The 14,641-nt window shown below is 48.2% G+C and carries 13 protein-coding genes; all 13 read left to right on the top strand.

Annotated features, from left to right (window positions below):
- The first annotated feature begins 14 nt into the window (after positions 1–14).
- Positions 15–1,742 (top strand): flagellar basal-body MS-ring/collar protein FliF, encoded by a 1,728-nt coding sequence (gene fliF, locus KFF03_RS03195; protein ID WP_255858857.1) that lies wholly within the window; start codon positions 15–17, stop codon positions 1,740–1,742.
- Entirely contained in the window at positions 1,735–2,772 is a 1,038-nt protein-coding gene (fliG, locus tag KFF03_RS03200) for a flagellar motor switch protein FliG (protein ID WP_255858858.1), read from the top strand. Before fliF ends, fliG begins: the two co-directional genes overlap by 8 nt.
- A gap of 1 nt (position 2,773) precedes the next feature.
- Positions 2,774–3,772, top strand: coding sequence for a FliH/SctL family protein (locus KFF03_RS03205; RefSeq protein ID WP_255858859.1), 999 nt, complete (start codon positions 2,774–2,776; stop codon positions 3,770–3,772).
- Positions 3,762–5,102, top strand: a complete 1,341-nt coding sequence (gene fliI / locus KFF03_RS03210; RefSeq protein ID WP_255858860.1) for a flagellar protein export ATPase FliI — start codon at positions 3,762–3,764, stop codon at positions 5,100–5,102. Before KFF03_RS03205 ends, fliI begins: the two co-directional genes overlap by 11 nt.
- A gap of 12 nt (positions 5,103–5,114) precedes the next feature.
- A complete protein-coding gene (gene fliJ, locus KFF03_RS03215) occupies positions 5,115–5,570 on the top strand; it encodes a flagellar export protein FliJ (protein ID WP_255858861.1) in 456 nt (151 codons plus the stop codon).
- Positions 5,571–5,753: 183 nt separating this feature from the next.
- Positions 5,754–6,041 (top strand): lipid asymmetry maintenance protein MlaB, encoded by a 288-nt coding sequence (locus tag KFF03_RS03220; protein WP_255858862.1) that lies wholly within the window; start codon positions 5,754–5,756, stop codon positions 6,039–6,041.
- Positions 6,042–6,070: 29 nt separating this feature from the next.
- Positions 6,071–6,433 (top strand): response regulator, encoded by a 363-nt coding sequence (locus tag KFF03_RS03225; RefSeq protein WP_255858863.1) that lies wholly within the window; start codon positions 6,071–6,073, stop codon positions 6,431–6,433.
- 5 nt (positions 6,434–6,438) lie between these two features.
- Positions 6,439–8,634 (top strand): chemotaxis protein CheA, encoded by a 2,196-nt coding sequence (locus tag KFF03_RS03230; protein WP_255858864.1) that lies wholly within the window; start codon positions 6,439–6,441, stop codon positions 8,632–8,634.
- Between the two features lie 23 nt (positions 8,635–8,657).
- Positions 8,658–9,161, top strand: coding sequence for a chemotaxis protein CheW (locus KFF03_RS03235; protein WP_255858865.1), 504 nt, complete (start codon positions 8,658–8,660; stop codon positions 9,159–9,161).
- A 64-nt stretch (positions 9,162–9,225) separates the two neighbouring features.
- Positions 9,226–11,964: a methyl-accepting chemotaxis protein gene (locus KFF03_RS17660; protein ID WP_304941520.1), complete on the top strand. Its 2,739-nt coding sequence runs from the start codon at positions 9,226–9,228 to the stop codon at positions 11,962–11,964.
- A gap of 35 nt (positions 11,965–11,999) precedes the next feature.
- Positions 12,000–12,851, top strand: coding sequence for a protein-glutamate O-methyltransferase CheR (locus KFF03_RS03250; protein WP_255858866.1), 852 nt, complete (start codon positions 12,000–12,002; stop codon positions 12,849–12,851).
- Positions 12,848–13,516, top strand: coding sequence for a chemoreceptor glutamine deamidase CheD (cheD, locus tag KFF03_RS03255; protein WP_255858867.1), 669 nt, complete (start codon positions 12,848–12,850; stop codon positions 13,514–13,516). The genes KFF03_RS03250 and cheD overlap by 4 nt, the downstream gene beginning before the upstream one ends.
- 59 nt (positions 13,517–13,575) lie before the next feature.
- Entirely contained in the window at positions 13,576–14,616 is a 1,041-nt protein-coding gene (locus tag KFF03_RS03260; protein WP_255858869.1) for a chemotaxis response regulator protein-glutamate methylesterase, read from the top strand.
- The last annotated feature ends 25 nt before the right edge of the window (positions 14,617–14,641 follow it).

A 14,641-nucleotide genomic window follows, 5' to 3' on the forward strand; every position in this document is an offset into this window, starting at 1 on the left:
GCAGGATCTGAATCATGGAAAATGCACCTGCACAAACTGCCCCGGCAGCAGCCAATCCAGCGACCAATGATGCACCGGTAAACCAGGAAGAACTCCCGGCTAATACGGGTGAAAATCCGGATGAAGGCGCACACCCGGTTCTGGCTGGTTTTAACAAACTGACCATTGTGCGTCAGGCTGGCGTGATTGCTGGTGTTGCTCTGGTAATTGCGTTGGCGATTGCGATCATGATCTGGTCTCAGGACCCCAGCTACAAACCTTTAATTACCCGTCTGCAGGATCATAACGCTCAGGACATTATTGAAGTTTTGCAGCGTGAAGGCATACCGTTTGAAATTGATCCGGGTTCTCAGATTTTAATGGTGCAGGCCAATGATCTGCACGAAGCACGTATGGTGTTGGCATCGGCCAGTTTAATCGATGATAAAACTGTGGGCCTGGAAGTGCTGGATCAGGACAGCAAACTTGGCACCAGTCAGTTTATTGAAAATGCCCGTTACCGTCGTGGTTTAGAAGGTGAACTGGCGCGTACCATCACCTCTGTAAAAGCGGTGCGTAATGCCCGCGTTCATCTGGCGCTGCCAAAACAATCGGTGTTTGTACGCGATCAGCGCAAGCCACGAGCGTCGGTATTTGTTGAAATTTATCCCGGCCGTGAGTTGTCCAAAAATCAGGTCGAAGCCATCGTCAATCTGGTGGCATCGAGTGTTTCTGAGATGGACAAAGGTGATGTGTCGGTGGTGGACCAGCAAGGCAACTTGTTGTCCAAAGAAGAAGAGCAAAGCGACGAAATTCTGGCAACCAAACAACTGGAATACACCGAAAAAGTCGAAGGTTCGATTGCTCAGGCGGTGAATAATATTCTGCGACCAGTGTTAGGTGTAGAAAATTACAAAGCGGAAGTCTCAGCTGATGTCGACTTCACCGTTCAGGAACAAACTGAAGAACTGTACAACCCGGATCTGATTGCGCTGCGCAGCGAACAATTAATTGATGAAGAAAACTCAGGTGCTCCCGATGGTGGCATTCCGGGTGCGTTATCCAATCAACCGCCAGTTGATGCTACGGTGCCGGAAGAAGCGACTGGCCCGGGCGCCGGAGGTGGTGCGCCGGTGAATCGCCGCTCAGAAGCGACCCGCAATTACGAAGTCGATCGTACCCTCAGTTTTAAACAACATCAGGTGGGCCGTATTCGCCGTTTAACGGTTGCCGTGGTGGTGAATGATCGTGAAACCCTGAATGCCGATGGCGATACCGTCTATGTGCCCTGGCAGGCGGCCGATTTACAGCGTCTGGAAGTGCTGGTGAAAGATGCTGTGGGCTTTAACGCCGCTCGCGGTGACAGTGTGAACGTGATTAATTCCGCCTTTATGGGCGACGGTGATTTGTCGCTGGGCGATCCGGATTTCTGGACTCAGCCATGGTTCTGGGAAATCATGAAACAAATCATGGCCGGACTATTTATCCTGGTACTTATCTTCGGTGTGATCCGGCCTACAATTAAAAGTATTGCCAACCGTGGCCGTGAAGATAATGAGCTGACGCTGCTGGAAGAACTGGAAGATGCCGAAGCGGGCCTGGATGAAGAGAAAGTCACGCTGTCGGGTATGGATGAGTTCCTGCTGCCGGGCGCCTCGGAAAGTTTTGAACGTCAACTGGACGCATTAAAAGGTCTGATTGCTGAAGATCCGGCACGGGTGGCGCAAGTCGTAATTAAATGGGTGAACGAAGGCGATGGCTGAAGAAAATGCACCGGCAGAAGCAGGTGATGGTGACCTGTCTTCCCTGAGCCGGGTGGATCGTGCAGCAGTATTGCTGATGACACTGGGCGAAAAAGACGCCGCAGAAATTCTTAAACACATGGGGCCAAAAGAGGTTCAGAAAGTCGGCACCACCATGGCGACCCTGACCAATGTGAACCAGACTCAGGTCGAAGGTGTGGTGGCTGAATTCCTTGAGTCTGTCAGTGGTCAGACCGGTATGGGCCTGGGCTCCGATGCCTATATCCGTAATATGCTGACCCAGGCACTGGGTTCTGATAAAGCCGGTGCCCTGATTGACCGTATTTTGCTGGGCGGCAACACCACCGGGCTGGATTCTCTGAAGTGGATGGAGCCGCGTCAGGTTTCTGACTTAATCCGTCATGAGCACCCGCAGATTCAGGCGATTGTAGTGTCGTATCTTGACTCCGACCAGTCGGCGGAAATTCTCTCTAACTTCGATGAAAAAGTACGCCTGGATATCGTCATGCGGGTGGCAGCACTGGAAGCGGTTCAGCCGGCTGCCTTGCAGGAATTGAACGACATTCTGGAACGTCAGTTTACTGGCAATGCTGGTGGCCAGACCACCTCGATGGGTGGTGTCAAAGTGGCGGCCAATATCGTCAATATGGTCGACAGCAACATGGCCAACGACCTGTTGGAGCAAATCAAAGAAGTGGACGAAGATCTGGGTACTCAGATTCAGGATCTGATGTTTGTCTTCGACAACCTGGTGGATGTCGACGACCGCGGTATTCAGGCGCTGATGCGCGAAGTATCCACCGATCTGTTGGTGGTGGCGCTCAAAGGTGCCGACCCGGAAGTGCAGGAAAAGATCTTCAAAAACATGTCGAAACGGGCTGCCGAATTGCTGCGTGATGATCTGGAAGCCAAAGGTCCGGTTAAAGTCAGCGAAGTGGAAGGTGCTCAGAAAGAAATTCTTACCATTGCACGCCGCTTAGCCGATGCCGGTGAAATTGTCCTTGGTGGTGGTGGCGAGGCCATGATGTGATATGGCTGATTATCGTCAAAATCACCACTTTCATCCCATCGCTTCGGAAGAAATCAAAGAAGGCGAAGAGGTTAAACCCTGGCGTTTGCCTTTCTGGACCGAAAAGCCCGCCTGGCTGATCGAAAAAGAAAAGCAAGAACAGCAACAAGAGCTGGCCAAAGAACAAGTGTTAGAGCAACAAGATGAGCCGGAAACCTTCCCGTTGCCAACCGCTGAAGAGCTCGAGAATATTCGCCGTGAGGCCTACAACGCCGGACTGGAGCAAGGCCTGATTGAAGGTCGTCAGCAAGGTGAACAACAAGGTTACGAGCAGGGCTTACAACAAGGGCTGGAAGAAGGGCGTCAAAAAGGCGAACAGGAAGGGCGTCAGCAAGGTTTTGCCACGGGTGAAGCGGAAGGCTTGGCACAAGGGCAGCAACAGATACAGCAGGCTTGTGAACGACTGACTCGGGTTAATCAGCATTTACAGGCCAATGTGGTTGAACGTGATCAGCAATTGCCTGACGTGTTGGCTGGTATGATCAGCAACCTGACTGAGCAGCTGCTTGGGCATGAATTATCCGTGAGCGAGTCGGCGATCAGTGGTTTTTTACAGGACGCCCTGCGTGAAATTCCCGCCGGTGAAAAAAATATTCAGGTGTACCTCAGTGCGTCAGATCTGACGCATCTGGATAAGTCCGGGTTTGATACTGAGGTGCTGCATTTTCATTCTGATCCGGCGTTGCAACCCGGTGAATGTCGCCTGCAAAGTTCCCAGACGCTGGTGGAGTATTCATTATCGGATGCCTTAAGCCAGCAACTTGAGCAGTTTATTCCCCGTTTGTTAAAGGCTGCCAGCAATTCCTTGGTGCCGGATTTTGACCGTGAACCACAGTTTGATCCGGTGGCAGAACCCGTTGTTGAATCTGAGCCAGAAGCTGCCTCTGAATCTGAAGCCGATTCGGAATCTGAAGCAGGTTCCGAATCGTCTTCCCAGCCGGATACCCCAAATGCTGAGTGAGCTGTGGGCCGACCTCTCGTTACCGGATAACGCCTATCGTCCCAAAGTGGCAGGCCAATTAATTCGTATGGTTGGTCTGACATTGGAAGCGGTGGGCTTAAACGTCAAAGTGGGTGATCGTTGCATGGTTCAGCGTGACGGTGCTGAAGATGTTGAAGCCGAAGTGGTTGGCTTTGACCAGCAACGTATTTTCCTGATGCCCATCGAACAGGTTGATGGCCTGCGGCCCGGAGCCAAAGTCTGGCCATTACACGGCAGCTCCGATGTGCCGGTGGGTTATGGCTTGTTGGGCCGAGTCGTGGATGGCACAGGTCGGCCGCTGGATGAATCCGGTCCGATCGAAGATCCGGTGGCGGGCAATCTGCAGGGGCGCATTATTAACCCGCTGCATCGTGACCCGATTCGTACCCCGTTGGATGTTGGTATTCGTGCGATTAACAGCATGTTAACCGTTGGTCGCGGACAACGTATTGGTTTGTTTGCCGGTAGTGGTGTGGGTAAATCGGTGCTGTTGGGCATGATGACCCGTTTTACCGAGGCCGATATTGTGGTGGTTGGCCTGATTGGTGAAAGGGGCCGTGAGGTAAAAGAGTTTATTGATGAAATTCTTGGCGAAGAAGGCTTAAAGCGCTCAGTGGTGGTCGCTTCTCCGGCGGATGATTCCCCATTAATGCGTCTGCGCGCCGCACAATATTGCACCTCGGTGGCGGAATATTTCCGCGATCAGGGAAAAAATACCCTGCTGCTGATGGACTCGTTAACGCGTTATGCCCAGGCTCAGCGTGAAATTGCCCTGGCGGTGGGAGAGCCTCCTGCTACCAAAGGTTATCCACCGTCGGTTTTTAATAAATTGCCCAAGTTGGTGGAACGAACCGGTAATGGCCCTGCGGGTGGCGGCTCTATTACCGCTTTCTATACCGTGCTCAGTGAAGGCGATGATATGCAGGATCCGATTGCGGATGCCAGCCGGGCGATTCTTGATGGTCATATTGTGTTGTCGCGTAAACTGGCGGAAGAAGGCCATTATCCGGCGATTGATGTTGAAGCGTCCGTTAGCCGGGTGATGCCACAAATTGTTGATCAGAATTGGCTGCAAAAAGCCCAGCTGTGTAAACATTTAATGGCGCATTACCGTGAAAATCAGGATCTGGTCAGTGTTGGTGCTTATCAGGCTGGCAGTGATCCGGTACTGGATGCGGCCATTGATCGTATGCCGAATATCAAAGCTATGTTGCGTCAGCAATTGCATGAAGGCGCTCCGTTAGCAGACAGCCTGCAACAGCTGCAAGCACTGTTCCCTGATCCTGCAGCTCAAGCCCAGGCGCAGTAGGATCAAACGAATATGCATCGCCATCCCCGTGCCAAACGTTTAAAACTGATTGTTGATCTGGCTGAAAAAGCCGAGCAGCAGGCTCTGTCTGAGTGGGGGCAACTGCAACAAAAGTTGCAGCAGGAACAACAGCAGAAACAGCAACTGGATGAATACGTTGAAGAATATCAACGTGGTATTTCTTCACCCTCCGATAAAGCCCTCAGTGGTGGCCAGATTCAGAACGCTATGGGCTTTATTGGTCAGATTAAACAGGCGTTAACGCAGCAAAATCAGCAGCTCCACTTGCTGCAACAGCAAGTGGAGCAGGCGCAAAAGCAATATGTTGAGCAACACGCTAAGGTAAAAGCGTTGCATAACTTATTAGACAAGCTCGATCAGGAATTTGATCAACAGCAGGACAAACAAGCTCAGCGTTTAGCCGATGAATGGGCCAACCGTGCGGCTTTTCAGGCGCAAAAAAACTGACGACTCTGTTGGTTTATTTATACGTATATTCTACAAACCTTTCTGTTGTTCAAAATTCATCCGTATGGACTTGATGTCTCTCAACAGTCTTTTTAATTAAATCGATATTTCCCCCCCTTCTTATTTAGCAGCTTCTTGATAGCCGTCTACCCTTAAGCCAGAGCATTAAGAAACAGGTGAATCATGTCAGCACGAATCCGTATTCATTGTGGCGAGCGACTCAGCATTGAACATGTTGAAGCTTTATATGGCGAAATGGAAAGTGCGCTGGCATCAGAAGCGGATGTTGAGCTGGATGCCGGGCAGGTTCATTACTGTGATACCGCTGGCTTGCAGTTGCTGGTGAGTTTGCGTCGAGAGATGCAGAAAACCAGTCATGATATTCACTGGTTAGAAACCAGCGAAGTGTTGCAGCAAACCTGTGGTTACCTCGGACTTAATGAATCTCTGGGTCTGTCACGGCCCGAATAAGTAGTTATACCCAACAGGAGTTCTCCACAATGGCGAGTATTTTAGCTGTCGACGATTCTGCGTCCATGAGACAGATGGTGTCTTTCACTTTAAAAGGCGCAGGCTATCAGGTTGTTGAAGCGAGCGATGGCGTTGAAGCCTTAGCTGCAGCTAAAAAAGGCAAGTTTGATCTGGTTTTGTCTGACGTCAATATGCCCAATATGAATGGCATTGAGTTAGTTAAAGAGCTGCGACAACTGGCCGATTATAAATTTACCCCGGTATTAATGCTGACCACTGAGTCCGCCGGGGACATGAAAATGCAGGGTAAACAGGCGGGCGCAACCGGCTGGATTGTGAAGCCGTTTAACCCGGATCAGCTGTTAAGCACGATTAAGCGCGTATTGGGATAATTGGTATGAGTGTTGACCTGTCACAATTCCACCAGGTGTTCTTCGAAGAAAGTTTTGAAGGCCTGGATGTTATGGAAAGTCAGTTGCTGGACCTTCAGCCTGGTGATGTGGATGGAGAAACGGTTAACACCATATTTCGCGCAGCGCACTCCATTAAAGGGGGAGCCGGGACTTTTGGTTTTATGCAAATTTCCGACTTCACTCATGTAGTGGAAACCCTGCTGGATGAAATCCGTGCAGGGCAGCGCTCAATGGAACAACATTATGTTGATCTGTTTTTATTGTCGGTGGATTGTTTACGATCCATGTTGGGTAGTTTGCAGGATGGTGCAGAGCCCGATATGGAAAAAGCCAATGAATTAAAAACGGACTTTGAACGTATTTTAAATGGTAATGATGCCGCCGCTGATCAACAAACCGGCGACAGCAGTGCCACTCCTCAACGTGAGGAACCAGAATCAGCAGGTTGGTTGATTCTGTTTAAACCGGATGCGGATATTTTACGCACCGGTAACGAACCCTTTCGTATGTTCCGTGAGCTGGCTGACATTGTTGGCGCGGAAAATCTGGATGTCACTCCACTACTTGATCAGTTACCTGAGTTCACCAGCCTGAACCCGGAAGAGTGTTATCTGCAATGGCAATTACGTGTCACTAAAGCCATTGATGTGAGTGAAATTACGCCGGTATTTGAATGGGTTGAAGACGACTGCGAGATTACTTACACGCCACTGTCTGAGGCGTCTGGAACTGTTGACGAAGCTCAGGAAGCTACGGCAGAACATTCGCCGCTAGGGGATACAGCTTCATCCGAAACCGCTTCATCGCCAGTATTAGATCAAATATCTGACACTGTTGAGGAAAAACCAGGTTCAGAAAAAACTGTCGAAGCGGTTTCACAAAAAACTGCAGAAGCCGTCTCTACAAAAGTGGCTGAAGCCAAAAAAGCAGCCAGTCCGAAAGCCCCTGCCAAGGCTAACAATAAGGGAAATGAGAATTCCTCGATCCGGGTATCCATCGATAAAGTCGATAGCCTGATTAATATGGTGGGTGAATTAGTCATTACTCAATCCATGCTGGGGCAATTAGGGCAGGATTTCGATTTAACTAAACTGGCCCGATTGCAGGAAGGGCTATCTCAGTTAGAACAAAATACCCGCGAGCTACAGGAAAGTGTGATGAAAATTCGCATGATGCCAATCAGCTTCGCCTTTAGTCGTTTTCCGCGTTTAGTTCGAGATCTGGGCAGCCAGTTAGGTAAAAAAGTGAACCTGGTGATGTTGGGTGAAAATACCGAGCTGGATAAAACCGTGATGGAAAAAATTGGTGACCCACTGGTACACCTGGTGCGTAACTCCATGGATCACGGTTTAGAAACCACCGAAAAACGTCTGGCTTCTGGAAAGTCAGAAGACGGCACTATTACTCTGAATGCCTTCCATCAGGGTGGCAATATTGTGATTGAAATTCAGGATGATGGTGCTGGCTTAAATGAAGAAAAAATTCTTGAAAAAGCCATTGCTAATGGCCTGGTATCAGAAGACCAAAGTTTATCCAGTGAAGAAATTCATCAGTTAATTTTCTTACCTGGATTCTCGACTGCCGATGCGGTCAGCGATATTTCTGGTCGTGGCGTCGGTATGGATGTGGTGCGTCGTAACATTAATGAATTAAACGGCACCATTGATGTGACTTCCAAAACCGGTGAAGGCTCGACTTTTACCATTCGTCTGCCATTAACTCTGGCTATTCTCGATGGCCAGCTGGTGAAAGTGGCTGACGAGACTTATATCTTCCCACTGGTCTCCATTGTTGAGTCCATTCAGCTGGAGAAAAAATCACTCAATAACATCACCGGCAGTCAGCAGGTGATGCAGCTGCGGGACGAGTACATCCCTATTGTGCGACTCGATGAGGTGTTTAACTTGTCGCGTCGCAGTGAAGACAGCGATGAAGAAATGCTGGTAGTGGTGGAGAGTGATAACGAAAAAATAGGTCTGGTAGTTGATGATTTGTTAGGCCAACAGCAGGTTGTGATTAAAAGTCTGGAGCAGAACTATCAGCGGGTTGATGGTATTTCCGGCGCGACCATTTTAGGTGACGGAACCGTTGCCCTGATTATTGATATTTCCAGTGTAGGGCGCCATGCCGAGCGTTTGTCCACTTCTGATGCTGCCAGTCAGGCGGGTAAAGCGGCATAAGCCTGATCTATAGAGAACGTATTATGGAAGCAATGAACGAACAAGTGGCCACTGAAAATGATGCTGAGCAGCAGTATCTGACTTTTATCATGGCAGGCGAAGAATATGGTGTGGATATCCTGGCTGTTCAGGAGATCCGCGGTTGGGAAGAGTCAACGCTGATTCCTAATGCACCGGATTATATTAAGGGTGTGATTAATCTGCGCGGAACCATTGTTCCGATTATGGATTTACGCCTGAGATTTGGTTTGGAAAAAGTGGAATACAGTCCGGTTACTGTTGTCATTATCCTCAAGTTTGATACCGATAAAGGTGAGCGCGTGATGGGGATTGTGGTAGATGCGGTATCCGATGTGTATTCCATCTCTGAAGACGAAACCCGTAAAACTCCGGAGCTGAGTGAAGATCAGAATTCAGTATTTATCCGTGGTTTGGTCAATGTGAATGACAAAATGATTATTCTGCTCGATGTTGAATCACTATTGAGCTTTGAAAAAAATAAACTGGACCAGCTGGTTCAGGGCTAACCTAAACAGACAGCAATCAGATATTGCGCCGTGGTACGGTCAGGAAAGAACAAAGGGCTTGGTTATGAATATGTTGAAATCATTATTTTCCGGTGAAGAAGCCGCGCAACAAGCTGCTTTAATGCGTGAGCTTAAAGCGAAGGTCGATGCTCTGGATAAAAGCCAGGCCGTGATCGAATTTAATATGGATGGCACCATTATCACGGCGAATGCTAACTTTTTGAGTGCTGTTGGTTATCAGCTGCATGAGATTCAGAATCAGCATCACCGTATGTTTGTCGATAGTGAATATGGCAATAGTGCTGAATACCGTGAATTTTGGGATACGCTTAATCGCGGTATTTTTCAGGCGGGTGAATTCAGACGAGTGAATCGCCAGGGTGAAGCTATCTGGATTCAGGCTTCTTATAACCCGGTGATGGATGAACATGGAAAGCCTTATAAAGTCATCAAATATGCTGCAGATATTACAGATCAAAAACGTAAAAACTCGGATTACGAAGGGCAACTGGAAGCGATAAGCAAAGCTCAGGCGGTGATTGAGTTTAATTTGGACGGCACCATTATTCATGCAAATGATAATTTTTTGGCGGTCACAGGTTATCGTTTAGACGAAATTAAAGGGCAGCACCACCGCATGTTTGTGGATCAGGGTTACGCTGATTCAGCTGAGTACAAAAACTTCTGGAGCCAGTTAGCTCAGGGCCATTACGATTCGGGTGAATATCAACGTTTTGGTAAAAACGGCCAATCGGTTTGGATTCAGGCCTCTTATAATCCTATTTTTGATGACACTGGAAAACCATTTAAAGTGGTTAAGTATGCTACAGATATCACTGCCCAAAAAGAGCAAGCCGTTACCAATCTGAAAAACGCTAATATCGCCAGTGCGTTAAAAATTGCACAGACTAATGTCATGTTGGCTGACAACAACATGACCATTACCTATATGAATGATCAGTTAGTCGAAGCGTTAACCGCGCGAGAAACAGAGCTGAAAGAGGCATTGCCAGCGTTTAATGTTACCAGTTTGATTGGTACCAATGTCGATGTGTTCCATAAAAACCCAGATCATCAGCGTTCGATGATCTCCTCTTTGACGAAACCATTTAAAACAAAAATCAAAGCGGGTGAAATTACCTTCTCGTTAATTGCCTCTCCCTGGAAAAATGAGGCAGGCGAGCGTTTGGGAACCGTAATTGAATGGGAAGACATTACTGACGAACTGGCACAGCAGGAAGCTGATAAAGCGATATCCGATGCCAATGCCCGGGTTAAACAAGCGTTAGATGTGGTATCGAATAATGCCATGATTGCCGATAACGATTTTAATATCGTGTATATGAATGCGGCGGTTAAAGAAATGATGACTAATGCAGAAGCTGATATCCGGACGGACATTCCTGGTTTTGATGCATCTCGTCTGGAAGGTCAGAATATTGATATCTTCCATAAAAATCCGGCACACCAGCGTCATATGGTGAAAGCGCTTGAGAAGCAATATAAAACTGAGATTAAAGTGGGTGGCCGTACCTTCTCTCTGATTGCGAATCCAATTTTTAATGACGCCAATGAACGTATCGGCACCATTGTTGAGTGGAAAGACCGTACCGCCGAAGTCTTTGCAGAACAGGAAATCGACCAGATTGTTGAAGCCGCTGCGATGGGTGACCTGTCCCGCCGCATTTCTGTTGATGGTAAAGATGGCTTCTTCCTGAATCTGGCTGAAGGTCTGAACAAACTGCTGACCATCGCCGATAGTGTGATTTCAGACACGATCCGGGTGTTTGATGCCCTGGCTCATGGCAACCTGACCCGTAAAATTGATGAGGATTACCAAGGTGCCTTTGATAAGCTAAAGCAGGATGCTAACAGTACGGTGGATCGTTTAACCGATATTATCACCCGCATCCGCGACTCTGCTTCTACGGTAGCAACCGGCGCCAGTGAAATTGCACAAGGTAATGCTGATTTAAGCAAACGCACCGAGTCTCAGGCCTCCAGCCTGGAAGAAACCGCTTCCAGCATGGAAGAAATGACCAGTGCGGTAAAACAAACCGGTGAAAACTCTGTTCATGCCAATGACTTGGCATCCTCGGCAAAACAAAAAGCGCAATCCGGTGGTGATGTGGTGAGTAAAGCCGTTGATGCCATGGATGAAATTAATCACTCCAGTAAAAAAATCGCCGATATTATTGGTGTGATTGATGAGATTGCTTTCCAAACTAACCTACTGGCATTAAATGCAGCGGTAGAAGCTGCCCGTGCCGGTGAGCAAGGTCGTGGTTTTGCGGTTGTAGCCGGTGAAGTTCGTAATCTGGCACAACGTTCTGCTGGTGCTGCCAAAGAGATTAAAGACCTGATTCGTGACAGTGTGGATAAAGTCGATGCGGGTACCGCATTGGTGAATGAATCCGGTAAAACACTAAACGATATCATTCAGTCGGTTGATCGTGTGTCCGATATGATTCAGGAAATCAGTACCGCAGCGCGTGAGCAGTCATCCGGTATTGATCAGGTGAATGCTGCAGTGGCACAGATGGATGAAATGACCCAGCAAAATGCCGCTTTGGTTGAAGAGGCTTCTGCCGCGGGTGAAGCCATGGCAGAACAAGCCCAGTCTATGATGCAGATGATGGAGTTTTTCTCGGTCGATGCAAATGCCGTCACCACCATGGGGGAAATGCCAGCGCCTGCTCCAGCACCGGTTGCTCCGGTCGCCAGCATGTCAGCTGCTCCCGCAGCTAATTCAAACGGTAGCTTGTCATTCAGCGATGACGATGATGAATGGGCCGAATTTTAATTCGGCTGATTCCTTTCATTTAAGTGGTAGATTTTATGACAAGCATCACCAGCGCTACTGCAGCAGAGCAGCGCGAATTCTTGATGACGTCAGCTGATTTTGACGAAATATCAAAGCTGGCCATGGACTTCAGTGGTATTGTTCTTGCGGAACATAAGCGCGATATGGTGTACAGCCGTATTGCACGCCGTATTCGTGAACTGAAGCTAACAACGTTCCGCGAGTACCTGACTTACCTGAAGAATAATCATGCTCAGGAAGCTTCAGAATTTATTAACGCACTGACGACCAACTTAACGTCTTTTTTTCGTGAAAATCATCATTTTGAATTTCTTCAGGATGAGTTATTGCCGGCTCTGCGTTTTGCCAATAAAAGCACTAAACGGCTGCGTATCTGGTCTGCCGGATGTTCAATTGGCCAGGAAGTGTATTCTATTGCGATGACGTTGAAACGTGCCGGTTTTCCATCCGATTGGGATATCAAGCTGCTGGCGACGGATCTGGATTCTAATGTAGTTGAAACCGGTAAGTCAGGTATTTATCCGGCTTCTCATATCGATTCGATTGATGATGAAACCGTGAAGCGTTTCTTTCGCCAGAGTGGTGACCATCGCTCCGTTCAGGTGAAAGATGAATTACGACAAATGGTCACTTTTAAACGTCTGAACCTGTTAGAAAACTGGCCGATGAAAGGGCCGTTTGACATTATTTTCTGTCGTAATGTTGTGATTTATTTTAATAAAGAAACCCAGCGGGTTTTGTTTGATCGTTATGCCGATATGTTACCTGTTGGTGGTCACTTGTTTATTGGTCATTCTGAAAATCTTAATGGCATCAGTGATCGCTTTGAAAGCCTGGGCAATACGATTTACCGGAAGATTAAATGATATCAACACAACACTCACAGGCAATTAATAGTCGACCAGTTCAGCCCCCTGTCAGTTCCGGGTTTGAGCATGTTAATCGCTACTGGGATTCGGTTCACAACGTGTGGGCGGCAAAAATTTTACCCGGTGAATTTTATGTTTCAACTCATGGTGAAATGGTTGTCACTGTTTTAGGCTCCTGTATCTCTGCGTGTATTCGTGACAAGGTTCGGGGCATTGGTGGTATGAACCATTTTATGCTGCCTAGTCAGGGAGAGTTCTCGTCGGATGTCTGGGGCAGTAACCCTGACACACATGCATCACGTTATGGCAATTGGGCAATGGAATTTCTGATTAATGAAATTCTGAAGCGTGGTGGTAAACGTGAGAACCTTGAAGTGAAGTTGTTTGGTGGTGGCCAGATGATTGCTTCAATGAGTGATATTGGTCAACGCAATATTTTATTTGCCTATAATTATTTAGCAAACGAAGGTCTGAAAGTCGCAGCTGCTGATGTGGGTGATGTTTTTGCCCGTAAGGTTTTATATTTCCCAGATACCGGCTGCGTCAAAGTCCGGCGTATTAAACAAACCCGTAATGACACATTGATTAAACGGGAAACTGAATATCAGAAATCCGTAGAAACCCCACAACAAAATTCTGCAGGCTCAATCGATTTATTCTGACTAAAAGTGAGACTTGCCTGAATTAAGATGGCCGCAAGCAGTACGGTTCAGAGGATAATATGGCTGAAAAAATAAAGGTATTAATTGTTGACGATTCAGCATTGATTCGTCAGATGCTTAAGGAAATATTTTCAACGATTGACGAAGTCGAAGTGGTGGGTACCGCTGCAGACCCTTACATTGCGCGCGATAAAATTAAACGACTCAATCCGGATGTGTTAACACTGGATGTTGAGATGCCCCGAATGAATGGGTTGCAGTTTTTAGGCAACCTGATGCGTCTGAGGCCAATGCCTGTGGTCATGGTCTCGACGCTGACCGAAGCCGGTGCACCAGAAACGCTGGAGGCTCTGGAGCTGGGAGCGGTTGATTTTATTGCCAAACCCAAAGCCCAGGATCAGGCTGAATTTCAGCAGTTTGCTGCCAGCCTCAAAGAAAAAATTCTGATGGCCGCTAAAGCGCGGGTTCGCGCTTATAGCGGTGAAAAAAAGGCCGCACCCCAGCCGGTTTCTAAAATTCCTTATCACAAGTGGGTTTGTATTGGTTCTTCAACCGGCGGCACCGAGGCGATACGGGAAGTACTGAGCGGAGTCCCGGTTAATTGTCCACCTATTGTGATTACCCAGCACATTCCAGGGGTGTTTAGCAGTTCGTTTGCTATGCGCCTCAACCGTGCTTTGCCAATGGAGGTGGTTGAGGCTGAGGAAGGTATGGAGGTGCGTCCGGGACGTGTGATCATTGCTCGGGGGGATTATCACCTGAGATTCCGTAAAGAAGGAACGCGAGTTGTTTGTCAACTTGATGACGGTGAACGGGTTAACCGTCATAAGCCGTCCGTGGAGGTCATGTTTGATTCTTTACAGCAGTTGGTTCCGGCCAACAAACTGGTATCAGTGATGTTGACAGGCATGGGGCGTGATGGTGCTGAGGCGATGAAACGGCTGAAAGATGGTGGAGCAGCAAGCTTTGCCCAGGATGAGGCCTCCTCGGTTGTTTGGGGAATGCCAAAAGCAGCCTACGACCTCGGTGCTGTGGATGAGTTGATATCGTTGCCGAATATGGCCGCCAGTATACTGAAAGCTGCGCAACAAAACGGATAAATTTCGCTCAGGTTGCATGACAAAT

The sequence above is a fragment of the Bacterioplanoides sp. SCSIO 12839 genome (assembly GCF_024397975.1).
In the GTDB taxonomy this organism is placed as follows: Bacteria; Pseudomonadota; Gammaproteobacteria; order Pseudomonadales; family Oceanobacteraceae; genus Bacterioplanoides.

Bases quoted from the DNA above. Each gene is read 5' to 3' on its own strand.
- fliG (WP_255858858.1), top strand. From the start codon at position 1,735: ATGGCTGAAGAAAATGCACCGGCAGAAGCAGGTGATGGTGACCTGTCT.
- KFF03_RS03230 (WP_255858864.1), top strand. From the start codon at position 6,439: ATGAGTGTTGACCTGTCACAATTCCACCAGGTGTTCTTCGAAGAAAGT.
- fliJ (WP_255858861.1), top strand. From the start codon at position 5,115: ATGCATCGCCATCCCCGTGCCAAACGTTTAAAACTGATTGTTGATCTG.
- cheD (WP_255858867.1), top strand. From the start codon at position 12,848: ATGATATCAACACAACACTCACAGGCAATTAATAGTCGACCAGTTCAG.
- KFF03_RS03250 (WP_255858866.1), top strand. From the start codon at position 12,000: ATGACAAGCATCACCAGCGCTACTGCAGCAGAGCAGCGCGAATTCTTG.
- KFF03_RS03225 (WP_255858863.1), top strand. From the start codon at position 6,071: ATGGCGAGTATTTTAGCTGTCGACGATTCTGCGTCCATGAGACAGATG.
- KFF03_RS03260 (WP_255858869.1), top strand. From the start codon at position 13,576: ATGGCTGAAAAAATAAAGGTATTAATTGTTGACGATTCAGCATTGATT.
- KFF03_RS03220 (WP_255858862.1), top strand. From the start codon at position 5,754: ATGTCAGCACGAATCCGTATTCATTGTGGCGAGCGACTCAGCATTGAA.
- KFF03_RS03205 (WP_255858859.1), top strand. From the start codon at position 2,774: ATGGCTGATTATCGTCAAAATCACCACTTTCATCCCATCGCTTCGGAA.
- KFF03_RS17660 (WP_304941520.1), top strand. From the start codon at position 9,226: ATGAATATGTTGAAATCATTATTTTCCGGTGAAGAAGCCGCGCAACAA.
- fliF (WP_255858857.1), top strand. From the start codon at position 15: ATGGAAAATGCACCTGCACAAACTGCCCCGGCAGCAGCCAATCCAGCG.
- KFF03_RS03235 (WP_255858865.1), top strand. From the start codon at position 8,658: ATGGAAGCAATGAACGAACAAGTGGCCACTGAAAATGATGCTGAGCAG.
- fliI (WP_255858860.1), top strand. From the start codon at position 3,762: ATGCTGAGTGAGCTGTGGGCCGACCTCTCGTTACCGGATAACGCCTAT.